Origin of the sequence: Stappia sediminis (assembly GCF_009826895.1) — a bacterium.
Taxonomy (GTDB): Bacteria; Pseudomonadota; Alphaproteobacteria; order Rhizobiales; family Stappiaceae; genus Hongsoonwoonella; species Hongsoonwoonella sediminis.
The window spans coordinates 358,102-380,419 of sequence record NZ_WUMV01000006.1 but is presented as its reverse complement, the minus strand read 5'-3'; the positions used below and the strand labels follow the sequence as shown (position 1 = coordinate 380,419).

Sequence of the window (22,318 nt, the reverse complement as noted above, 5' to 3'; positions counted from 1 at the left end):
GGGTTGATATTAAGAATGAGAGTGAAGAATATATTTAAAGGGAACAATATACAAATTGATTACATGAGGTCTAATAGAGAAAATAAAAAAATTGCATTTACATTTACGTCTTTATACCACAAAAATCTTAAGGACTCTGGGTTTGGTGCAAAATTTTTACAAGAAAACAACTTTGATATTATCGCTTTCAAGTCGTCGAAGCCACATTGGTTTCAGGTAACGCCGGAATCAATTCTTGCCGAGATAGACGAGCAGCTAGAAAAGGAGCGATATTCGGAGAGGGTCGGGTATGGTGCTTCGATGGGAGGGTTTGCAGCAATCGCATTCTCCAAAATTTTAAATATGACAAAAGTCATAGCTTTTTCACCGCAATACCGCATTGATTGCGATTTCGATACGAGATGGAGTGAATATGCTAAGCATATAAAATGGAGGTATTCTATAAGCAATGGTACGACAAGCTCAACAAGTAGATATTATCTTATATATGACGATAATAATAAAGATAAACATCATGTTAATTTTATTAAAGAGTTTCTTAAAGATTCAAATATTACCGAAATTACGACATCGTTTAGTGGGCATTCATCGGTTGGGTACTTAAATGAGATTGGAAAATTAAAGCCGCTTGTAGGTAATATTTTCAGCGAAAAAAGTTTCGAACATATAAACATTACTAAAAATAGGAGAAAATCAGTAAATTACCTACAGACAAGGTCGAAGTGTCTTGAGGAAGCTGGTAAAATTTGCAGATCCTCCATCTACGCGCGGGAATCTGTTAAATTAAACCCGAATTCTGCATCGGCGAGTCTTCAGTTGGGTCGTTTGCTTTTGCGGCTAGGGCAATTTGAAGAGGGCATCGATGTGGTAATAGAGGCCAGTAAATTAAATCCGCGCCATGTTGATTTGAGGGTTTTGCTTAGTCAATATTTGGTGGCTGATGGAAATTTGAAGGAGGCAATTAAGGTTTTGGAAGCCGCTGTTGAAATGGCTCCTAAGCATGAGGAAGCACGTCGAAGTTTAAGTAGTCTTGTAGAGTTATGCGAGGGGAAATATGAATGAATAAATATAGTTATTTCCGCTAATTTTTTAATATGGGGTGTGTCTTGCCAAAATCGCGTCGAACTTAGCGACAGAGAGGTGCTCCAGCGCATTGATTTGGTTCCGCTTTCCTGGAAAGCTCACATTTAGCCGTCGAGGATTTCCGTTTCGGTGATCTCTATGCCGAATCCCTCAAGCCCGACGTAATGACGCTGGCGGGAGGACAGGAGCTGGATGGAGTTCACGCCGAGATCCTTCAGGATCTGCGCGCCGAGGCCAACCTCGCGCCAGCTTTCCTCGCGCGCCTGTGCGCTGGCGTGCTTTTCCGTCTCTGCCGCCTCGAGGTCGTTGCGCGGACGCCGCGCATGGCGGGCGACGCCCACCGAGCCTTCGCGCAGGAAGACGATCACTCCGCGCCCGCGTTCGGCAAAGCTGCGCATGACGTCGTCCAGTAGCCGGGTTTCGCCGAAGACGTCGTCGAGAACGGATTCAAGCTGGAGCCGCACGGGCACGTTTCGCCCATCGAGGATATCGCCGAAGACCACGGCGACATGGTGCATCGGGTCGTAAGGCGTTGCGTAGGTGATCGCGTAGGCGGGGCCGGCGATGGTGTCGATCGGCTGCTCGCTGACACGCTCCACCAGGCGCTCGGTACGTTGGCGCCAGGCGATGAGATCGGCAACGGAAACCATCTTCAGGTCATGTTCGGCGGCGAATTCCGCCACCGCCTGGCCGCGCTTGACCGTGCCGTCGTCATTGACGAGCTCGCTGATGACGCCGACCTCGGGAAGGCCGGCGAGGCGGCAAAGGTCGACCGCGGCTTCCGTGTGGCCGGAACGCATGAGCACGCCGCCGTCCTTGGCGACGAGCGGGAAGACGTGGCCCGGACGGGCGAAATCGACGGCGCTGGCGTTCGGATTGGCCAGTGCGCGCACCGTCGTGCAGCGCTCTTCCGCGGAAATGCCGGTCGTCAGCCCGTGGCGATAGTCGACGGAAATGGTGAAGGCAGTCGACAGCGGCGCGTCGTTGTCGGCGACCATCGGGTCGAGCCTGAGGCGGCGCGCGGCCTCACGCGTCATCGGCGCGCAAACGATGCCGGAGGTGTGGCGGATCATGAAGGCCATCTGCTCCGGCGTGATCGCATTGGCCGCGACGATCAGATCGCCCTCGTTCTCGCGGTCGTCATCGTCGGTGACGACGACCATCTCTCCGCGCTCGAAAGCACGGATGGCTTCGGCGACACGGGTCTGGGACATGATGATTTCCTTGATTGGGGCGGCATCCTTGGGCGCTGCAAGCCCAAGAAGGTCGTTCGGCGTCACAATGCCACCGGTGGCGACGGCTATCTTTTCCGCCGTTTCGCGGGATACCCACACGCGCGGATCGTTGCACAGCGCCGTCACCGCCGCAGGCGACAGGCCGGTGCGGCGGGCAAAACCGGAGCGGGATTCCTGATTTTGGACGAGCCATTGGTCGAGACGCATGGCCGGAATTTAGTCTTGGTGAATTTCAGTGGCAATGAAAATCTGAAAAATTTCAGTGGGACTGAAATTATCTCTTAGCTGTCCTCACCGATATCCGGCTCGTTGGCTTCTCTTGGGCGGTCTTGCCAAGCGTCATCGGGTGCGAGCGCGTCGCGCTGGCGGCCGTGGCGAATGGCGACAATTTCAATACCGCCATGGCGGCTTCGTACGGTGACGACATAGGGGGCAAGAACGATCCGTCTGGTGCCGGGAATCGCACCGCGAGCGCCCAGCTTAGGATATTTGGCAAGCTCCTCGCGCAGTCGCCGCATTCGGGCGATCAGTGCTTCGGCCGCCGCCAAATTGCGCTCGGCAAGATATTGAATTTCAGTAAGAAACCACTTTCGAGCCTCAGGCGAGAATGATGCGGCTTTCCTTTGTATCAAGCCCGCCTTCCCGCATATTTGCGGTCAGATCCGGCAATAATCGTTTCCGCTTCCCCCAAGACTTTGTCGAAGTCCGCTCCCTCGCCACGGTCAAGCGAAGCAATGCCTTCAAATTCGCGCAGGATGTCCGCGCCTTCTTCATCAAGATAGGCGCGCAGCGCGTGTAAAATGACCCAAGTCCGATCCCGATCAAGAGCCTCGGCAACGCTGTCCAGTTCCGACAGCAATGTCCGGGAAATGCGGATCGATATCTGTGTCTTGTCCTTGTCCAAGGCGACGCCTCTCGTATAACATTGAGATACAATGTATCCCATTGCCTTGGATGCGGCAACTGCACGATATTCGAAGGCGCAAAGACTTGAGCGCTGGCTCAGCCAACCTGCCCGCGATGCCTGAGGTAATGATCCGCGAGCGCGCAGGCGACCATGGCCTCGCCGACGGGAACGGCACGGATTCCGACGCATGGGTCGTGACGGCCCTTGGTCATGACATCGACTTCCTCTCCGCTCTTGGTGATCGACTGGCGGGGCGTGAGGATCGACGAGGTGGGTTTGACCGCGAAACGGGCGATGACAGGCTCTCCGCTTGAAATGCCGCCCAGCACGCCGCCGGCGTTGTTCGACAGGAAGACCGGCTGGTTGTTCGCGCCGAGGCGCATCTCATCGGCGTTTTCCTCGCCGGTGAGTTCCGCCGCCTCGAAACCGTTGCCGATCTCAACGCCCTTTACCGCATTGATCGACATGAGAAGCGAGGCGATGTCCTGATCGAGCTTGGCATAGATCGGCGCGCCAAGGCCGACGGGAACGCCGTCGGCGACAACCTCGATCACCGCGCCGATGGAAGAGCCCTTCTTGCGGATACCGTCAAGATAGTCGGCCCAGAACGCCGCAGCCTCCTTGTCCGGGCAGAAGAAGGGATTGTTGTCGATCTCCGCCCAGTCCCAATTGTCGCGGTTGATCCTGTGCGGGCCGATCTGCACCAGCGCGCCGCGAACCTGCACCCCCGGCACCACCTTGCGGGCGACAGCACCGGCGGCAACGCGCATCGCCGTCTCGCGCGCCGAGGAACGCCCGCCACCGCGATAATCGCGGATGCCGTATTTCGCGTCATAGGTGAAATCGGCGTGGCCGGGACGATAACGCTCCTTGATTTCAGAGTAGTCCTTGGAGCGCTGGTCGGTGTTTTCGATCATCAGCGAGATCGGCGTGCCGGTGGTCTTTTGAATGCCGTCGTCATCCACCATGACGCCCGAAAGGATCTTCACCTGATCCGGCTCGCGCCGCTGGGTCGTGAACTTCGACTGGCCGGGCTTGCGCTTGTCGAGATAGCCCTGGATGTCGGCCTCGGTGAGGGGGATGAGGGGCGGGCAGCCGTCGATGACGCAGCCGATCGCCGGCCCATGGCTTTCACCCCATGTGGTGACACGGAAAAGATGGCCGAAAGTGTTGTGAGACATGGGGCTTAATCCGGAGCGAAGGAGATCGTTGCCCGGCTTTTTAGGCGCTGAAAGGCAAAATTGAAAGGGCAAGCGACGATCAGGCGGCCGTTGCAGGCTGCGGCGGATGAAGACGCGTCTTGAAGTCGCGCGCGGCCTGCGTCAACCCGCCGTCGCCGCCATCGACGAAATGCACGTGGCGGCTATGCTCCAGATCGAAGATGAGGCAGGTCATCAGTGCACTGTCGGTAATGTGCAGGCCGTAGACCAGGCGACCCGCCAGATGCGCGCGGTTGAGGTAAGCGGAAAGGGCGCTGACCTGCTCGGGCGTCAGGTCAAGCACAAGGCGGAGCGTATCGTCGAACTTGCGGAAGTCCGTGTTGGTCTGCAATTCGCCGACATAGCGCTTCGGCCGCAGCGGGCCGACCCGCCAGCCGGTGCGATAAGCGAAGAGAAACGCCACGCACTCGAACAGAATGCGCGCGTAAGCCTTGAAGCGTTGCGATTTCGCTGCAAGTTGAACCTCGCGTTCAAGCCCGGTCGGGGGAAAGCGGAAGTTTAGCGTTTCCTCGCGCACCGGGCGGCTGTGGCAACCGGTCTCGACAAGGGACGTGCCGAGAATCTCCCCAAGTTCGCCGAGAAGGGTGACGATATCGACCCCCGCGCCACCTTCGGCCGCCGTCTTGGGCCGAACCATGAGGCTTGCGATCTGGCCGTTTTTCGCCGGCAGCGGCTCCCACCGGCAGGAAAGGCCGTCGAGCAGGGCTCGCGTTTCCCGGTCATCGGACAAGCGGAAGGGGCGGCAGTCATCATCGTCCTTCAGGAGCGCTTCCGCCATTTCCAGTCCGCCGCCGGTGAACATGGCGAGGTGATTGCCGGGCGAAAGCTCGAACTTGCGAACGCGAAGGTCCGAGCCGCGCTCCCTCAGCACCGAGACGGGAATGGCCGCGATGCGAAGCGAAAAACCCATGATTTCCCGCGCCATCCGCCTGACGCCCGCAAGGGCCTTCGACGCCTCTTCCAGCCGGCTCGATGGTACTGCGACGATCGCCCCGTCGCCGCCGAAAACGAACGGCAGTTCCACGCCCTCCGCCGCATTGAGGATCGCGGTGATGCAGGCAGCACCGACAAGGTTCACATCCTTGTAGCGGCCCTGCGCGATCGCATCGCCCGAGCGGACGATGTCGGAGGCCATGAGGTGCCAGTCGCCCGGAACGGACGCATACATATCGCCTTCGCCAATGCGGGCGAAATCATCGAATACCGGCAGGTCGGCGTAAAAACGGTCCGTTACAGTGTCGAGCGTGGTCAGCATGAGCGGTCATTCCGTGACTGATCGTCTTACGCGCCCGGGGTGGAGCCGGTTTTGCTGCCGCCGGGAGAAGGCGGTCAATTTAACGTTACGTCTGAAATGTCGGGTAACCTTTCGATGACGACAGGCCGCAAATTCGCCGCGCTTCGGCCATCTGCTTTTCGCGATTCGATGCGAGATAATGATTGACGGCAGACGTCCGGCGGCGATGATCGCACCATTCGATGGGGTGCCAGCGCGCTGCCAAATCTTCGGAGACGACCAAATGAAATTCATCGCGCATGCAGCAGGCCTGATGCTTTCGGCCCTGATCGCGACATCGGCCCTGGCCGGTGAAACGGAAGCGGAAATCGTTCAGATCGACACGGACAAGGGCGTCATCGTGCTGAGCGACGGGGAAAGCTATTCGATCCCGGTCGACTTCTACGTCGACGACCTTGAGCCCGGCATGAAGGTTTTCGTGATCTACGACGAGGAAGGCGGCGAGAAAGTGCTGGCCGACCTTCAGGTGGAAGAGCAGTAAAAAAAGACTTTGGCGCCGGCGGGCATCCTGCCGGCGCGTATTGCAGCCCTTGTCCGATCCGGCCGATCAGGCCCTCCATGCGACGAGAACGGCGCCGACGCCGATCAGGCATACGCCGATCCAGTTCGGCAGGGACAGCCTTTCGCCGAGGAAAACAACGCCGAAGATCGCCACGAGCACGACGCTTAGCTTGTCGATCGGGGCGACGCGTGCCGCATCTCCAAGCTTGAGCGCACGGAAATAGCAAACCCAGGATGCGCCGGTCGCAAGACCCGACAAAACCAGAAAGACAGCGGAGCGGGCCGAGATTTCGGACAGGCCCTGCCACTCGCCCGTCAATGTCAGGATTGCCGCGAGCGCGAAGATAACGACCCAGGTGCGGATGAAGGTCGCGAAATCCGCGCCCACGCCCTCCACGCCGACCTTGGCGAAAATCGCCGTCATCGCCGCGAAGAGGGCGGCAAGGACGGCCCAGAACTGCCATGACATGAGAAGCGGTTTCATGGCAGACCTCCGTTGAACGTTATCAAGCTGTCGCGATCAGGCTCCCGAATTTTCGATCAAACGGCGCAATTTGGCCACCGCGTTTTCGTGGCTTTCGCCGTAGGAGATGGTGCCGCGGAATTCGTTGTTGGCATCCATGAGATATACGCCGGCGGAATGATCGACGAGATATTCGCCGTTGGTGCGCGTCACCTTCTTTACGTAGACGCGGTAATTCTTGACGATCTTGTCGATCTGTTCCTGGCTGCCCGAAAGCGCGTGAATACGCTTGTCGAAAGCGGAAACATAGTCGCCGACGATCTCCGGCGTGTCGCGTTCCGGATCGACGGAAACGAATGCGAAGTTCATCTTGTCAGCGTCCTCGCCCAGTTCCTCGATCCAGCCTTGCGTTTCGGCAAGGGTTGTCGGGCAGACATCCGGGCAGAAGGTATAACCGAAGAAGTAGGCGGACGGCTTGCCCTTGAAATCGGCCTCGGTGACCGTCTTGCCGGTCGCGCCATCGACAAGTTCGAACGGGCCGCCGATTTCGGAAATCGGGGCAACCAGCTCGTCCTTGTCGATGGTGCGGAACTGGTTGATCATGAGCGTCGCCCCGGCAAAGGCGACAAGGACAACCGCGGCCCAGGCGCCGTAGCGAACGATTTTCAGTCCGGACATTTCAAACCTCAGTTGGTTGGCTTTTCAGGCGCGGGTTTTCCGCCCTGAAGGCCCGGCGGCAGGAGGCTCTTGATATCGAAAGCGACTTCCACCGCCCCCGCCTTTTCGAAAGTGAGGGTAACGGGCACCGTGTTTCCCGCGTCCAGCCTGCTTTCCAGGTTCAAGAGCATGAGATGGTAGCCTTCCGCGCGCATGTCCAGCGTAACGCCTTCAGCTAACGGAACACCCTCGCGTTGCACCTCCATCGCCGGGCGATCGCCGGTGGCAACAAAGCGGTGGATCAGTGTCTGGCCCGCGACATCGGAAGAGGCGGACAAGAGCCTGTCGTCTGCCCCGGCATTTTCGAGCCTGACGAAGGCAAGCGTTGCAACCGGCCAAGGCGGTGTCGCGCGTGCCCAGGCATCCTTGATGGAAATCGCGCCAAGTTTCGCCTCGCCGGCAAGGGCCGGCGAGGCGAAGGCGCATAGCAGGGAAAGGCACAGTGCCGCGAACGCCGGGACGGCGCGGAGCTTGCGTTGCTGCTTTTCGATCATGCTTCTCAAGATTGACAGCCTCTTTCCGTCGCGAGCGAAGCGGGCGTCGCCCGCCCCGATCAGCCACCGTGCCCGCTGTGTGCGGGAGCTTTCGCGCCGATCTTCTCGATCGTGAATGGCACTTCGACCGTGCCGGCCTTTTCGAATGTGAGCGATACAGTGAGGGTATCGCCCTGCTTCAAAGGCTCCTTCAAATCAAGAAACATCACATGAAAGCCACCGGGCCTAAGCTCGACGGTTTCTCCAGCCGGAACCGGGACACCGCCGGGGACGTGGCGCATCTTCATGACGTTGTCGACGACCGACATTTCGTGAATTTCCGCCCGGTCGGAAACAGAGGTGGAGGCGGCGACAAGAAGATCGTCCTGCGAACCGTGGTTGGTGATCGTGATGAAACCGCCGCCGGCAATCGCGCGCGGCGGGGTCGCCCGCGTCCAGGCATTGGAGATGGTAAGATCGCCGAGCTTGATATCCTCGGCGTGGACGGAAAGGGATGCAAGGGCGAGCGCGGCTGCGACCGCGAGTATCTTGAAGATTTTCATAGGCTGACTTTCCAGTGACTTGTTCGAAGCGTCGGGCGCTTCAGGCGCGCGACAGCGCATTCATCGCTTGGAAATTCAGCTCAGCGGCGGCGCCCTGATGCCTTGCGAGAAAAGGAAAACGCCCGCGACAGCATGGCTGGCGCGCAATGGCAGAAAGTTCTCGCGCGGGGAAGGGAAGTAAACTGTCGTCTCTTCGGCTGAGGCGCCAGGCAAGGCCGCACAGCACGCCAGATGCACGCAAGCTTCCCCGCAGGCACAGAAATCGCCGCCATGCGGCGTGGCATCGTCCGAAACAGGAAGTGCCGCGATGCCCGAGACGGAACAGATGACGAAGCCGGCCGGGGCGTCAGGCCCATTCGCGGCGGTGGCCGCGAATGAAGCGAGGAGATTGAAGACGAGCACAAGAGCCACCAGCAGCGCCACCGGCGTGCGCTCGGCCCTCAAACCCGGAAGTATGCCCGTCCTCGTTCTCATCGGCGGCAATATGATCCCGTTCACGTCCGGCGTCGAGAGGTCATTTGCCGCAGGTTGCAATCACGATGCACCGGCACGCTCGATGATCCGCTCTTCGGTCGGTGCCCTTTCTTCAGCCTCGCCTTCCTTGCCCTCTTCCGGTGCCTCGTAGGCCGGAAACTCCTCGGGCGGGATGACGTTCGGATCGTCGACGTCAAGCGGATCGGGCGTGATGATCGCGCCAAGCTGCGCGGTCGTCGCATATTCGTAATCCGTCCTGTCGTGGGCGGTGACGGCCCGGCGCTGGGCCAGACGCCAGAGGACATAGACCGCCAGCAGCGATTCGACGGCGATCATCCAGTAGAACAACCCGTTGGCGCCCGTGCGATCCATGAGCAAAGCGGCGGCGAACGGGCCGATCACCGAACCTATGCCATTGGCAAGGAGAAGGCCGGACGAGGTTTCCACGAAGGCATCGGGCTCGGCGTGGTCGAAACCATGCGCGACGGCCACCGCATAGGTCGGCTGGGTGAGCACGCCCATCAGCGCCGCGAGCGCGATTGCCGTGAGTGGATCCGTCGGCGAGATCAGAACCACAAAGAGGGCAGCGACCGCCGACAGGGTGCCCATTGCCACCAGCACGTAGCGACGGTCCATCCGGTCGGACAAACGCCCGATCGGCCATTGCGCGATTGCGCCGCCGAACACGACGGCGGAGGCGAAATAGGCCGCGCTCTTCGTGTCGAGGCCGATGTTCGCCGCGTACAGCGGCGAGAGCGTCCAGATCGCTGCGTTGCCCATGCCTATCACGAATCCGCCGACCATGGCCGCCGGCGAATTCCTGTAGAGCGCGATCGGGCGAAAGCGCACGAGCGTGATCGGGGCCGGCTGGTTCGACCGCGTCAGGGAAATGGGAATGACGGCGACGGAAACCGCCACGGAGGCGATGGCGAAGGGCACGAATGTCGCGATATCGAATTTTGTGAGCGACAGCTGGCCCAGCGTCATCGCGGAATAAAGGATGACGATATAGACCGACATGATCGCGCCGCGATTGGCGTTCGAGGCATGCTCGTTGAGCCAGCTTTCAACGACGAGATAAAACCCCGCAAGGCACAGGCCGGAGACAAAGCGGATCATCGTCCAGGAGAAAGGCTCGATGACGATCGGGTGGATGATCGCGGCCGCCGACATCAACGAGACGATGGCGGCAAAGGCACGGATGTGACCGGCGCGCATGATGGCAAACGGCGAGACAAGGCAACCGACCACGAAGCCGACGTAATAGCCCGAAGAAAGCACGCCGATGGCGATGTCCGAAAAATCCGCGAGGTTAGCGGCGAGCGGGAGCAGTGTCGTCTGCAATCCATGCCCGAAAAGCACGAGACCAACGGACAGAAGGAGGGCGGCAATAGGAGCGAGTGTCTGCGCCATGGGAGGTCCGGCTTTTTTCAAGCAAGGCCATTCAGCCCTGCCTGTGGCTTCGTTCAGCCCCGTTCACGCGCAGACGAACAAGGCGTTTATTGGAATAATTCAGGAAAAACGAAAGAACGCCGGCTGAAAAGCCGACGTTCTACTTCTTCAAGACTTGGAAGAAGACAGGATGATTGTCAATGCACGCTATTGCATGGCGGCATGCAATTATTGCAGGGCTGGCCGGCGGGCGCCGGCATTCAGGCCCGGCGCACGGGAACCGCGTCGCGGCCAAGGGCTTCGAAGACGCGGGCGACGATGGCCGCGGCATCGAGGCCGGCCTCGGCGTACATCGCCTCCGGCTTGTCCTGGTCGATGAAACGGTCGGGCAGCACCATCGGGCGCACTTTCAGGCCGTTGTCCAGCATGCCGTTCGTCGCAAGCATCTGAAGCACATGGCTGCCGAAACCGCCGACCGAGCCTTCCTCGATGGTGATGAGAACCTCATGCTCACGTGCAAGACGGGAGATCAGTTCCTCATCCAGGGGCTTGGCGAAACGGGCATCGGCCACCGTGGCGGAAAGGCCCGCGGCCTCCAGCTCGTCAGCGGCAATCAGACACTCCGCGAGCCGGCCGCCGAAGGAGACGAGCGCGACCGCCGTGCCCTCGCGCAAGACGCGGCCCTTGCCGATCTCCAGGACTTCGCCGCGGTCGGGAAGCTCGACGCCGCGCCCTTCGCCACGCGGATAGCGGAAGGCGATCGGGCCTTCGTCATAGTGCGCCGCCGTTGCAACCATATGGCGCAGTTCCGCCTCATCGCCCGGCGCCATGACCACGAAACCGGGAAGGCATGAAAGATATGCGGTGTCGAATGCGCCCGCGTGCGTCGGCCCGTCCGCGCCGACGAGGCCCGCGCGGTCGATCGCAAAACGCACCGGCAGGCCCTGGATCGCCACGTCATGGACGACCTGGTCGTAGCCGCGCTGCAGGAAGGTCGAATAAATCGCGCAAAAGGGCTTGTAACCTTCCGTTGCGAGGCCTGCGGAAAAGGTGACGGCATGCTGCTCGGCAATGCCGACGTCGAACGTGCGCTCGGGAAACGACTTGCCGAACAGGTCGAGGCCCGTGCCGTCCGGCATGGCCGCCGTCACGGCGACGATCCGCTCGTCGGCCTGCGCTTCGGAAATCAGGCTGTCGGCGAAGACGCGCGTATAACTGGGCGCATTCGCAACCGGCTTCGCCTGCTTGCCCGTTACGACATCGAACCTGGCGACACCGTGATATTTGTCGGAAGAGGTTTCGGCGGGCGGATACCCCTTGCCCTTTTGCGTGACCGCATGAATCAGTACCGGGCCGTGATGGGTATCGCGAACGTTCTTGAGAACCGGCAGGAGATGGTCGAGGTTGTGACCGTCTATCGGCCCGACGTAATAGAAGCCGAGCTCCTCGAACATCGTGCCGCCGGTCCAGAAGCCGCGGGCATATTCCTCCGCCCTCGCAGCCTTTTCCTTCAGCGGCTTCGGCAGGGACTGCACGAGGTGCTTGGCGGCATCGCGAATGGAGGTGTAGGCGCGGCCCGATACGAGGCGGGCGAGGTAAGCCGACATCGCACCGACCGGCGGGGCGATCGACATGTCATTGTCGTTCAGGATGACGATGAGGCGCGAGTGCTGCGCGCCGGCGTTGTTCATCGCCTCATAGGCCATGCCGGCCGACATCGCACCGTCGCCGATCACCGCGATGATGTTGTTCTTGCGATCATCCAGATCGCGGGCGACCGCCATGCCGAGCCCGGCGGAAATGGATGTGGAGGAATGGGCGGCGCCGAAGGGGTCGTATTCGCTTTCCGCGCGCTTGGTAAAGCCGGAAAGGCCGCCGCCCTGGCGCAACGTGCGAATGCGGTCGCGACGTCCGGTCAGGATCTTGTGCGGGTAGCACTGATGGCCGACGTCCCAGATCAGGCGGTCGTCCGGCGTTTCGAAGACGTAATGAAGGGCGACCGTAAGTTCCACGACGCCAAGGCCCGCACCCAGATGCCCGCCGGTGCGCGAAACCGCATCGATCAGTTCGTTGCGCAATTCTTCAGCGACCTGCTTGAGGTCGGACTCGGGCAGCGTCCTGAGATCGGCAGGAATGTTTATGGTGTCGAGGAGCGGTGTGATTGGGCGGTCTGTCACAATTCGCTTCGCATCTGTCGTTAGGGCACTAGCCGGGTTGCATAAGCGCCTTGGCTTACACCAAGCGCATATGAGGCGCAAATCATGATCGACGAGAGTGAATCGCACATATTGTCAACACTTCGCTACAAACATGATTGTGAAGAGAATCTTTCTCCCGTAATGCGCGATTCACCCATTTGGGGGGTGCAATCCGACAAGAATTCTACTAAACATAGGTTGTGGTCGATGGGGCCACGTGCACAGTGATCGACTTAGGGCCGCCTTCGCGCGGCCCTTTTTTTATTCCGCCGAGAAAATACCGTGGCTTTGTGCGGAACGTGACCCATCTCGCGTGCGGTAAACGGTTGGCGAAATGGCCGGCTCATGCAAAAGCTGATAACTTTCCGTAACGTAAGTTACAGCAACAACAATGAATCATGCGGCATCCGATCGGCCTTTTGGGTGATTGTCCGGAAGTCAGCGCCGGATGGTCTGTCGAAGCGGGCTCCGGCATCTTGGCCCGCAAGGCGAAACCGGGCTGGTTCACGGCGATCAAATCGACAGCGGCTTCACACGCATAGGTAGTATTTTGCAGTGCACGGCAATATCTGCGTCAGACCGTGTTCAGCGTAGGGGAAGCCGCGGGAAGCACCTTGAGAAAAGTCATTCGACGTCGAGCGGTTCGGTGCCCGAGGCCGTGCCGTCCCTTGAGAGCTGAATCTTCTCCACCTTCGCTTCGGCCGCCTTCAGCAGCTTGTCGCAATGGCGGCGCAATGCATCGCCCTTTTCATAAAGCGTGATGCTCTCTTCAAGCGGCACCTGCCCCTGCTCAAGGCGGGAGACGATAACCTCCAGTTCCTTCAGGGCGTCCTCGAAGGACATGGCCGAAACGTCGTTGCCTTTCGTTTCGCTGGTCATTGGTGAGAACTCCCGAAGGTAGAAGGCTGATTGCGAGCGCCGAAGATCGGACGTGAGCCGGAAGAGGTCAAGACCGGCTGCTCCGGCGGCTGTGGATCGCTTCGTGAGGATCGTATCACGCGGTCATGAGCGTCATGACATGGGCGGCGGTGGAACGGGCAAGCCCTTCCAGGTCATAGCCGCCTTCCAGAAGCGAGACGACGCGGCCCTGGGCGTGGCGCGCCGCAACGTCCATGAGGCGTTCCGTCGCCCAGGCGAAATCCGTCTCCACAAGGTTGAGGCCGCCGAGCGGGTCACGCGCGTGGGCATCGAAGCCGGCGGAAATGATTATGAGGTCGGGGGCGAACTCCTCAAGCCGAGGCAGGATCACGATATCCATCGCCTCGCGGAATTCCGCGCCGCCGTCGCCCGCGCTCAAGGGAGCGTTGACGATATTGCCGTGCTCGCCCGTCTCGCTCGCCGCGCCTGTGCCGGGATAGAAAGGCGCCTGATGGGTGGAGCAATACATGAGCGTGGGATCGGACCAGAAGATGTCTTGCGTGCCATTGCCATGGTGGACGTCGAAATCAACCACGGCCACACGCTCCGCCCCGTGTTTTGCCTGGGCATGGCGGGCGGCGACCGCGGCGTTGTTGAAGAGGCAAAAGCCCATTGCGCGAATGCGCTCCGCATGATGGCCGGGCGGGCGCGAGGCTGAAAACGCGTTGGAGACCTTTCGCGATACAACCTCGTCGACGGCAAGGCAGGCGCCGCCGACGGCGCGCATCGCCGCTTCCCAGCTGCCCGGAGAAACGGTCGTGTCCATATCCAGGCGGAAAAGCCCCTCGGAGGGAACCGCATTGCGGATCATGTCGACATATTCCGCAGGATGGGCGAGAAGCACATCTTCCACCGCACCGAGCGGCGCGGGCTCTCGCTCCAGCGCCTGGAAACGCTCATGCTCGAGGATCCGGTCGATGGCGCGGATGCGATCCGGGCGCTCGGGATGGCCGACAGGCGTGAGGTGATCGAGGTAGGCCGTGTGATGAAGCAGCAGCGTCGCCAAGGGTGTTGTCCATTTGCCCGCATGAGTGTTGCACCCATGTGAGCGGGCGCAAGCGGCCAAGTCAATGCGCCACCTCAATCGCCGCTTGGACGTTGGTCGAATTCCGATGTCGGGGGAGGTGCTGAAAGAAGAAACGGAGCAGGCTGGAGGAGCCTGCTCCGGGAAGAGTTGCGAGCCACCAGGCTCGTGGGGAGGTCCGCTGCATCACCAAGGTTTACGAGTTAAATACTAGATGATTCGTTCGCATATGCGAAGCGAATATCATGTAGACTTAAGACAACGATCGTTTCGAACTGTAATATTCGTCAGAAAAATTCCGCCTCAACTGAGGTCACTCCGCAGTGCAGCATGGCAAAAGTTGTTGAGAATCTGAAAGTTACTGGAACAGCCTTTTTTGAGCCCTACGGCGTCAACCCCTTCAAACGTCGAAAGCGAGTGCTGTGGATAGGAAAATGCTGCGGCAAAATGGTCACAGTTTTGGTTGTGCACCTAAGCACTTTTATCGATGCCGCAGAGGTAGGTTGAGGTTTTCCCGTTATTCGGACGCTCGCGGAGCGGCGGCGCGGGCAAGACGGTCGTTGATGGCTTCGCCAAGTCCTTCATTCGGTACCGGCATCGCGCAGATCGTCGATGCGCCGCTTGCATCCAGTTTTCTCAACGCGGTGAAAAGGCGCGCGGCGGCTTCCTTCAGGTCTCCCGTCTCGCTCAGGTTCTCGATCGCCGCCGCCTTTTCGTACCCCGGAGGAAGGGGCAGGCCGAACGCCAGCAACGCTTCTCCCGGTCCGACGTTCTTCGCGTGAAGCCTGAGCCGCGCATCCGGCGCGTAGTGCGAAGTCAGCATGCCGGGGGCAGCCGGTGTTTCGTCGTTCGAGCCGGCGCGCAAGAGCGGCTCGCCGAGGACGGCTTCGATTTTCTCACGCGACAGCCCGCCGGGACGAAGGAGCAAGGGCCTGTCACCGGCGAGCGCAACGATTGTCGATTCCACGCCGACGGGCGTGGGGCCTGTGTCGATGACGACGGCGAGATGCTCGCCGAGATCTTCAATGACATCGTCCGCCGTCGTGGCGCTGATGCGCCCCGAACGGTTGGCGCTGGGGGCGGCGATGGGCCGGCCCGCCGCCCGGGCGAGGTCGCGCATGATCCTGGCCGCCGGGACGCGTAACGCAATCGTGTCCAGTCCGGCGGTCGCGAGGTCCGATACCGGACTTTCGGGACGTTTCGGAACGACGAGCGTGAGCGGGCCGGGCCAGAAAACTTCGGCCAGCCTTCGTGCCCGCGCATCGAATACGCCATGGCTTTCAGCCTCCGCCAGAGACGGGACGTGAGCGATCAGGGGATTGAAGCTCGGCCGGCCCTTTGCGGCGTAAATGCCCGCACAGGCTTGCGGGTTCGTGGCATCGGCGCCGAGGCCGTAGACGGTTTCCGTCGGGATGGCGACAAGCTGGCCGGAACGGATCGCCGAGACGGCGGCGGCAAACTCCGGCGCTTCGCTTAATTCCCTAACGTCAGGGTTTGCGATCCAGCGTATCATCGCCTGTCCGATGGTATCGCCCCTCGCCCAATGGGGGAGGGACAGCGTCGTGAATATGGTTGACGTTAACGTCAACTGCGATAATGTCCGTCCGGCCCGCGAGCGGACCCGATGTCGGGTAATGCGGGCAGCGAGGCGCTTCGTCAAGAAAAACGGCGCATTGAACGTGTCAGGGGAGAAACGCAACATGTATCGTGCACCGGTTGGCGACATCCTGTTTACGCTGAAATCCGTATCCGGGCTTGCCGACGTTCTGGCAGCACCCCGTCATGCCGAGCTTTCGGAAGATTTGGTCGACGCGATCATCGAGGAAGCAGGGCGCTTCGCCACGGAAGAAATCGCGCCGCTGAACGAGATCGGCGACCGGCACGGCACGCCGCTGAAGGACGGCGAGGTGACGACGCCGCCGGGCTGGAAGGAAGCTTACGCGAAATGGTGCGAGGGCGGTTGGAACTCTCTGACCGGCGATCCTGAATTCGGCGGGCAGGGCCTGCCGACGATGCTGCATGCCGCCGCATTGGAATTATGGAATTCGGGATCCATGGCGTTCGCCATCGGCCCGACGCTGACGATCGGCGCGATAGAAGCGCTGCAAAAGCACGCAAGCCCCGAGCTGCAGGAAAAATACCTGCCGAAGCTCGTTTCCGGCGAATGGATGGGCACGATGAACCTGACGGAGCCGCAGGCAGGCTCCGACCTCAATGCCCTTCGCGCGCGCGCCGAACGGGCGGACGACGGGACCTACCGCATATTCGGCCAGAAGATCTTCATTACTTACGGCGAGCATGATTTCACCGACAATATCGTGCATCTGGTGCTCGCGCGCCTGCCGGATGCGCCCGCCGGCACCAGGGGTATTTCGCTCTTCCTCGTACCGAAGTTCCTCGTCAATGACGACGGGAGCCTTGGCAAGCGCAACGACGTGCGCTGCGCCGGTGTGGAACACAAGCTCGGCATTCACGGCTCGCCCACCTGCACCATGGCCTTCGGCGACAAGGACGGCGCTATCGGCTGGCTGATCGGCGAGGAAAACCGTGGTCTTGCCTGTATGTTCACGATGATGAACAACGCTCGCCTTGCCGTCGGCATCCAGGGCGTTGGCGTCGGCGAACGCGCGAGCCAGGAGGCGCTGGCCTATGCGCTGGAACGCAAACAGGGGCGCGCCGCCGGCGATACATCCGAAGGCATGAGCCCGATCGCCATGCACCCCGATATCAAGCGCTCGCTGCTTTCCATGCAGGCCTATACGCAGGTCGCGCGCGCGATCTGCTATTCGAACGCCCATGCGATCGACATGTCGCAGCTTGCCGAAGACGATGCCGCGAAGAGGCATTGGAGCGAGCGCGCGGGCCTGCTGACGCCGATCGCCAAGGCGCTTTCGACCGATATCGGCGTGGAGGTCACCTCGCTTGGCGTGCAGGTGCACGGCGGCATGGGCTACATTGAGGAAACGGGAGCAGCCCGCCTTTTGCGCGATGCCCGCATCGCGCCGATCTACGAAGGCACCAACGGCATTCAGGCGATCGACCTCGTGACCCGCAAGCTGCCGCTTTCGGGCGGTGAGCATATTCGCGGCTTTATTTCAGAACTTCGCGAAATCTCCGGCAGTGCCCGTGCCTCCAACCGCGAAGGGTTCACGGCGATGGCCGACAGGCTCGATACGGCAGTCGGCGATCTGGAGGAGGCAAGCGAGTGGCTGCTCGCGGCAATGGCGGATGGGCGGATGGGAGAAGCGCTCTCCGGCGCAACACCCTACCTGAGGCTTGCCGGTGTGACGCTCGGCGGCGCGCTGCTGATCAAGGGCGCCGTCGCTTCGGCAGCCGATACGCCGGCCGACAAAAAGCGCGTGCAGCTTGCGCGCTATTTCGCGCAAAGCCAGCTCGGGCAGACGGGCGGGCTCAAGGCGGACATCCTGGCGGCCGCCGATGCAGTGCTTGGATATGACGCGGAAGCCCTGGCTTCTTGAAAACCGGAATTCGGAAGGTCTTTTTGAATGATCCGTATTGAACGAGACGGCGCGGTCCAGATCCTGACCATGGACCGGCCGGAGAAGAAGAACGCGCTGACGGGCGAGATGTATTCGGCGATGGCCGAAGCGATTGAAGCGTCGAACAAGGACGACAATATCCGCGTCAACGCTATCCTCGGCCAACCCGAGGTGTTCACAGCAGGCAACGACATCGGCGACTTCCTGAAGTCCGCAGCCGGCGGCAACATGGAAGGCGCGCCCGTGGTGCGTTTTCTGCGTGCGCTCGGCAACAACGAGAAGCCGCTGGTGGCCGGTGTGGACGGGTTGGCGATCGGCGTCGGCACGACGCTGCTTTTCCATTGCGACATGGTGCTTGCGAGCGCGCGTTCGCTGTTCAAGACACCGTTCATCGATCTTGGTCTCGTGCCGGAAGCTGGCTCCAGCCTGCTCGGACCTCGCCTGATGGGTCACGCCCGCGCGTTCGAGCTGCTTTGCCTCGGGCAGGGCTTCGATGCGGAACGCGCAAGGGAAGCCGGTATCGTCAACCACATCGTCGGCGAGGACGAACTGAAGGCGCGTACGCTCGCCACGGCAGCGGCGATCGCGGAAAAACCCGTCGAAGCCATGAGGCTTTCGCGCGACCTTCTGATCGGAGACCGGGCGGAGCTGAAGGAGCGGATCGAAAAGGAAATCCGGACCTTCGCCGAACGCCTGACGTCGAAGGAAGCCTTCGCGGCCTTTAACGCCTTCATGGCCAAATCCAAGCGCTGATGCCGCAAAAGGGAGAAACCACCATGTCGCTTGAGGGCAAAACGCTCTTCATTACCGGCGCCTCGCGCGGGATCGGCAAGGAAATCGCGCTCAGGGCCGCACGGGACGGCGCGAATATCGCTATTGCCGCGAAAACGGCGGAGCCGCATCCGAAACTTGAAGGCACGATCTATACCGCTGCAGAGGAAATCGAAGCTGCCGGGGGCAGGGCGCTGCCGCTCGTCGTCGACGTGCGCGACGAGGAAAGCGTGAAGACGTCTATCGACCGTGCGGCGGAGCATTTCGGCGGGCTCGATATCCTGGTCAACAACGCTTCCGCCATCCAGCTTACGCCAGTCGCGCAGACCGACATGAAGCGCTTCGATCTCATGCACCAGATCAACACGCGCGGCACGCTGATGTGCTCCAAATATGCCGCGCCTCATCTGGCCAAGGCTGAGAACCCGCATATCCTGATGCTGTCGCCCCCGCTCGACATGCAGGAAAAGTGGTTCGCGCCCTTCACCCCCTATGCCATCGCCAAATTCGGCATGAGCCTCGTCGTGCTTGGAATGGCCGGCGAGTTGCGATCCAAGGGGATTGCCGTCAACGCGCTTTGGCCGCGAACGACGATCGCGACGGCGGCGGTCAAGAATCTCATCGGCGGCGACGAGATGATCCTTGCAAGCCGGACCCCGGCGATCCTCGCCGATGCGGCTCATGAGATCTTCACATCGCCGGCGAAGGAGTTTACCGGCAATTTCCTCATCGACGACACCTTCCTCGCTTCGCGCGGCGTGAGCGACTTCGACAAGTACCGCGTCGACCCGACGAAGAAGCTGACGCCGGATTTCTTCGTGCCCGAGGATATCCCCGCGCCGGCAAGCTTCGATCCGGTGAAGTAGGACCGGATCGGCGACCTCGCCGCTGCGGCCGGGCGGTGGCGAGGGGCGCTTGATCAGTGCGGACTGAACCCATATAGTTGTATAATACAACTATATGGGTGGGACGATGAACATTCACGCAGACCCTCGCGTTTCGAGAATAAGAGCGGCATCCCGCAAGCTCGTGCGTGAATTGGGTTTCATGCAGAAGACGCTTGCAGGTACGGAGTATTCCGCCTCCGCCATTCACGCGATCATCGAGATCGGCGAGCGCGGAAAGATGAGCGCCCGGGACCTTTGCAACACGCTTCTGCTGGAGAAATCCACCGTCAGCCGGCTTTTGAGGATGCTCGTCGAGCGCGGGATCGTGGAGGAGTTGCGATCCGACACCGACGCGCGGAGCAAGGACCTGAGGCTGACGGCGGAGGGCAATCGCGTCCTTGGCGGCATATCGCGCTGGGCGGAGACACGCGTGGCGGCAGCACTCGCCACACTTGATGGCAGCCAGAAAGATTGCGTGGTCGACGGACTGGAGTTGTATTCCAGCGCCCTTTTGGCGGGGCGTTCGAACTCTGGTCAATCAATTGACGGAGCTGTAACCGAGGTCAAGGCCGGATACAGGCCCGGCATCGTCGGCTGGATCGCGCAAATGCACGGCAGCTATTACGCGCGCGAAAGAGGCTTCGGCGTCATGTTCGAGTCGATCGTGGCGCGAGGCGTGGCAGAATTCGGACCGCGCATCGAAAACCCCGCCAACGAAATCTGGTACGTGGAAGAGGGTGGCGAACTGCGCGGCACGATCGCCATCGATGGAGAAGACCTCGGCGACAACCGGGGACATTTGCGCTGGTTCTTCCTGGATCCGCGTTTGCGCGGAAGGGGCCTTGGCAAGGAACTCATGCGCCGCGCGATGGAACATTGCGACGCGCAAGGTTTTGCCGAGACGCATCTTTGGACGCTGAAGGGGCTGGATACCGCGCGCGCGCTTTACGAGGCGTTCGGCTTCGAACTGGCGGAAGAATACAGCGGCGACCAGTGGGGCATGGAAGTCATCGAGCAGAAGTTCGTCAGAAAGCGGCCCGAATGACCCTTGCCTTGGGCGATCCGGCGAAGAGGGATCAAGGCCATTGATGAGCAACGATTGAGACGCAGCAACCGGCAAGACTTAGCCCCATGACGATATCGAAGGCTCGGCGGCTGCGGCGCCCTTTTAGCCAGACATTCAGTGAGGCGCCGGCGACAGACCATGCAAGCAGGCTTGCGGCCGAAATCCACGCCGCCGTCAAAGCAAGCAGAAGCGCAAGTGCCCCGTCGTTGGGTGCTGATGCGGCAACAGTTACCGCGAGAACCCAGCCTTTCGGATTTAGGAACTGAAAGAGGGCCAAACCGGCCGCTGTTTCGGTAAATGAGCTTTTTTCGGAGCGCTTGTCATATCGGCCATTGTCCCGAAACAGCAGATTGATGCTGTGAAAACCGAGATATGACGATCCGGCCAGCAGGACGGCACGGTTTAGAAAAGGCGTTTCCAGCAGAACTCGGGAAACGCCGAACCAGGCGAAGCCAAACAACGACAACCAGCCGAGAACTACAACAAAGACGAGAGGGACGGTCGCCATCGGGCCGGAACGCGCGGCGACATTTAGAATGATAAAGTTGTTGGGGCCAGGGGTGATGAACGAGACGGTCATCAGGCCGACGATGGCGTAGAACGTCATTTCCATTTTCAGCTGGCTTTCGGCGGAAAAGGCCGCGTCACCGCAGCAAAATTATCGTTATCCTGCCGGGCATAGACCTGACGTGAACCGAGGCGGTCGCGATCATGGGGCGCGTGCCAAGCGGCATCGGGCCTTTCAGCTATAATGCGATGGGGATTGTTATCGCCGTCGTTGAGGTAATAGCCCGCCAGAATTTCCGGAAAATCAACGGTTTCCGCAATTCCCTCCCATTGGTACAGATCCCGCGCATAAGCCCAAAGGTTGGGAAAATCGACCAAACGCTTGCGAGTGCACCTGAAATGCGTGGCGTAGACGGCGTCGAACCGAACGAGTGTAGTGAACAGGCGCCAGTCGGATTCCGTTACGGCCGATCCGAGGAGAAAGCGGCGCTTACCAAGTCGCTCTTCGAGGTGCTCCAGAGTCTCGAACACGGAGGCGACCGCTTCGTCGTAAGCGACCTGACTTCGCGCGAGGCCCGCGCGGTATACAGCGTTCGAAAGCCGGGCGTAAAGGAAGGCGTTCAAGTCATCGATATCGTGCTGCAGAAATTTGGGAGCAAGAATGACGGCCCCGGCTTTTGGCACATCGTCGAGCCCACGCATGATTTTGGCGGAATCGTTACTTACGATCCGGTTGTCCTGCCGGTCCCATAAAATGGGGACCGTTGCGCGGCCCGTATAACAAGGATCGCTTTGTGCATAGAGCTCGTGGACATGCCGCCTTTCGTATGCCCCGGAGAAAGCCAATGGACCGGATCGGTCCAATGCGTAGCCCTGGATGCGCGGGCCGCAGGCAATCTGGAGTGGAAGCCTTGTCTCCAGCCCCTTGAGGGCGCGCGCGATAAGCACGCCATGCGACCACGGGCAACTGAGCGATGCGATGAGCACAAAGCGGCCCGTTCCGCCGGCGATTTCCGATTTGACGAATTCCGAAAGCACATTATCCGCCGTGCTTCCGGCCCGCTCGAATTCACCGGAGCCGGATGACCAGCCGTCATCATCATGCCATTGCCCATTGACAACCAG

23 protein-coding genes are annotated in these 22,318 nt (G+C 60.4%); 6 read left to right on the top strand and 17 right to left on the bottom strand.

The annotated features are described in order from the left end of the window. The first annotated feature begins 15 nt into the window (after positions 1 to 15). Positions 16 to 1,062: a tetratricopeptide repeat protein gene (locus tag GR183_RS14000; protein ID WP_160776253.1), complete on the top strand. Its 1,047-nt coding sequence runs from the start codon at positions 16 to 18 to the stop codon at positions 1,060 to 1,062. Positions 1,063 to 1,187: 125 nt separating this feature from the next. Here the strand turns inward: GR183_RS14000 and ribB are convergent, their stop codons facing one another. The 5 genes from ribB to GR183_RS13975 all read right to left on the bottom strand — a co-directional run bounded on the left by ribB (position 1,188) and on the right by GR183_RS13975 (position 5,700). Continuing rightward, positions 1,188 to 2,525 carry a 3,4-dihydroxy-2-butanone-4-phosphate synthase gene (gene ribB, locus GR183_RS13995; protein ID WP_160776252.1) on the bottom strand — a complete coding sequence of 446 codons (1,338 nt, stop codon included), beginning with the start codon at positions 2,523 to 2,525 and terminating at the stop codon, positions 1,188 to 1,190. Positions 2,526 to 2,599: 74 nt separating this feature from the next. Next, positions 2,600 to 2,950, bottom strand: coding sequence for a type II toxin-antitoxin system RelE/ParE family toxin (locus tag GR183_RS13990; protein WP_202396090.1), 351 nt, complete (start codon positions 2,948 to 2,950; stop codon positions 2,600 to 2,602). Then, the gene (locus GR183_RS13985) at positions 2,947 to 3,222 is read right to left on the bottom strand and encodes a CopG family ribbon-helix-helix protein (RefSeq protein WP_160776251.1); all 276 of its coding nucleotides are present in this window, start codon (positions 3,220 to 3,222) and stop codon (positions 2,947 to 2,949) included. Before GR183_RS13985 ends, GR183_RS13990 begins: the two co-directional genes overlap by 4 nt. A gap of 98 nt (positions 3,223 to 3,320) precedes the next feature. Next, positions 3,321 to 4,406, bottom strand: a complete 1,086-nt coding sequence (gene aroC, locus GR183_RS13980; RefSeq protein WP_160776250.1) for a chorismate synthase — start codon at positions 4,404 to 4,406, stop codon at positions 3,321 to 3,323. 79 nt (positions 4,407 to 4,485) lie between these two features. Next, a complete protein-coding gene (locus GR183_RS13975; RefSeq protein ID WP_160776249.1) occupies positions 4,486 to 5,700 on the bottom strand; it encodes a DUF3095 domain-containing protein in 1,215 nt (404 codons plus the stop codon). Positions 5,701 to 5,962: 262 nt separating this feature from the next. Between GR183_RS13975 and GR183_RS13970 the strand changes: the two genes are divergently transcribed. Continuing rightward, on the top strand, positions 5,963 to 6,220 hold the full coding sequence (locus GR183_RS13970; RefSeq protein WP_202396089.1) for a DUF1344 domain-containing protein: 258 nt from the start codon (positions 5,963 to 5,965) through the stop codon (positions 6,218 to 6,220). A gap of 66 nt (positions 6,221 to 6,286) precedes the next feature. Here the strand turns inward: GR183_RS13970 and GR183_RS13965 are convergent, their stop codons facing one another. The 10 genes from GR183_RS13965 to GR183_RS13920 all read right to left on the bottom strand — a co-directional run bounded on the left by GR183_RS13965 (position 6,287) and on the right by GR183_RS13920 (position 15,975). Beyond that, a complete protein-coding gene (locus GR183_RS13965; protein ID WP_160776248.1) occupies positions 6,287 to 6,724 on the bottom strand; it encodes an EamA family transporter in 438 nt (145 codons plus the stop codon). A 36-nt stretch (positions 6,725 to 6,760) separates the two neighbouring features. After that, positions 6,761 to 7,381 carry an SCO family protein gene (locus GR183_RS13960; protein ID WP_160776247.1) on the bottom strand — a complete coding sequence of 207 codons (621 nt, stop codon included), beginning with the start codon at positions 7,379 to 7,381 and terminating at the stop codon, positions 6,761 to 6,763. 8 nt (positions 7,382 to 7,389) lie between these two features. Beyond that, positions 7,390 to 7,914: a copper chaperone PCu(A)C gene (locus GR183_RS13955; RefSeq protein WP_244313755.1), complete on the bottom strand. Its 525-nt coding sequence runs from the start codon at positions 7,912 to 7,914 to the stop codon at positions 7,390 to 7,392. Positions 7,915 to 7,973: 59 nt separating this feature from the next. Continuing rightward, positions 7,974 to 8,456: a copper chaperone PCu(A)C gene (locus tag GR183_RS13950; RefSeq protein WP_160776245.1), complete on the bottom strand. Its 483-nt coding sequence runs from the start codon at positions 8,454 to 8,456 to the stop codon at positions 7,974 to 7,976. Positions 8,457 to 8,531: 75 nt separating this feature from the next. Next, a complete protein-coding gene (locus tag GR183_RS13945) occupies positions 8,532 to 8,930 on the bottom strand; it encodes a hypothetical protein (RefSeq protein WP_160776244.1) in 399 nt (132 codons plus the stop codon). Positions 8,931 to 8,990: 60 nt separating this feature from the next. Continuing rightward, positions 8,991 to 10,343 (bottom strand): MFS transporter, encoded by a 1,353-nt coding sequence (locus GR183_RS13940; RefSeq protein WP_160776243.1) that lies wholly within the window; start codon positions 10,341 to 10,343, stop codon positions 8,991 to 8,993. 239 nt (positions 10,344 to 10,582) lie between these two features. After that, the gene (dxs, locus tag GR183_RS13935; protein ID WP_160776242.1) at positions 10,583 to 12,499 is read right to left on the bottom strand and encodes a 1-deoxy-D-xylulose-5-phosphate synthase; all 1,917 of its coding nucleotides are present in this window, start codon (positions 12,497 to 12,499) and stop codon (positions 10,583 to 10,585) included. 645 nt (positions 12,500 to 13,144) lie between these two features. Beyond that, positions 13,145 to 13,399: an exodeoxyribonuclease VII small subunit gene (locus GR183_RS13930; RefSeq protein ID WP_160776241.1), complete on the bottom strand. Its 255-nt coding sequence runs from the start codon at positions 13,397 to 13,399 to the stop codon at positions 13,145 to 13,147. A gap of 115 nt (positions 13,400 to 13,514) precedes the next feature. Further along, a complete protein-coding gene (locus tag GR183_RS13925) occupies positions 13,515 to 14,444 on the bottom strand; it encodes a histone deacetylase family protein (RefSeq protein WP_202396088.1) in 930 nt (309 codons plus the stop codon). A gap of 535 nt (positions 14,445 to 14,979) precedes the next feature. Further along, positions 14,980 to 15,975, bottom strand: coding sequence for an L-threonylcarbamoyladenylate synthase (locus GR183_RS13920; protein WP_160776240.1), 996 nt, complete (start codon positions 15,973 to 15,975; stop codon positions 14,980 to 14,982). Between the two features lie 187 nt (positions 15,976 to 16,162). Between GR183_RS13920 and GR183_RS13915 the strand changes: the two genes are divergently transcribed. The 4 genes from GR183_RS13915 (at position 16,163) to GR183_RS13900 (ending at position 20,665) form a co-directional block, all read left to right on the top strand. Then, the gene (locus GR183_RS13915; protein ID WP_160776239.1) at positions 16,163 to 17,941 is read left to right on the top strand and encodes an acyl-CoA dehydrogenase; all 1,779 of its coding nucleotides are present in this window, start codon (positions 16,163 to 16,165) and stop codon (positions 17,939 to 17,941) included. Positions 17,942 to 17,968: 27 nt separating this feature from the next. Beyond that, entirely contained in the window at positions 17,969 to 18,715 is a 747-nt protein-coding gene (locus GR183_RS13910) for a crotonase/enoyl-CoA hydratase family protein (protein ID WP_160776238.1), read from the top strand. Positions 18,716 to 18,738: 23 nt separating this feature from the next. After that, positions 18,739 to 19,599, top strand: a complete 861-nt coding sequence (locus tag GR183_RS13905; protein ID WP_160776237.1) for an SDR family oxidoreductase — start codon at positions 18,739 to 18,741, stop codon at positions 19,597 to 19,599. Positions 19,600 to 19,705: 106 nt separating this feature from the next. After that, positions 19,706 to 20,665, top strand: coding sequence for a bifunctional helix-turn-helix transcriptional regulator/GNAT family N-acetyltransferase (locus tag GR183_RS13900; RefSeq protein ID WP_160776236.1), 960 nt, complete (start codon positions 19,706 to 19,708; stop codon positions 20,663 to 20,665). Positions 20,666 to 20,696: 31 nt separating this feature from the next. On the opposite strand, the gene GR183_RS13895 is transcribed toward GR183_RS13900, so the two are convergent. Both GR183_RS13895 and GR183_RS13890 read right to left on the bottom strand, forming a co-directional pair. Further along, the gene (locus GR183_RS13895) at positions 20,697 to 21,293 is read right to left on the bottom strand and encodes a LysE family translocator (RefSeq protein WP_160776235.1); all 597 of its coding nucleotides are present in this window, start codon (positions 21,291 to 21,293) and stop codon (positions 20,697 to 20,699) included. 8 nt (positions 21,294 to 21,301) lie between these two features. Then, positions 21,302 to 22,180 (bottom strand): glutathione S-transferase C-terminal domain-containing protein, encoded by an 879-nt coding sequence (locus GR183_RS13890; RefSeq protein ID WP_160776234.1) that lies wholly within the window; start codon positions 22,178 to 22,180, stop codon positions 21,302 to 21,304. Positions 22,181 to 22,318: the final 138 nt, after the last annotated feature.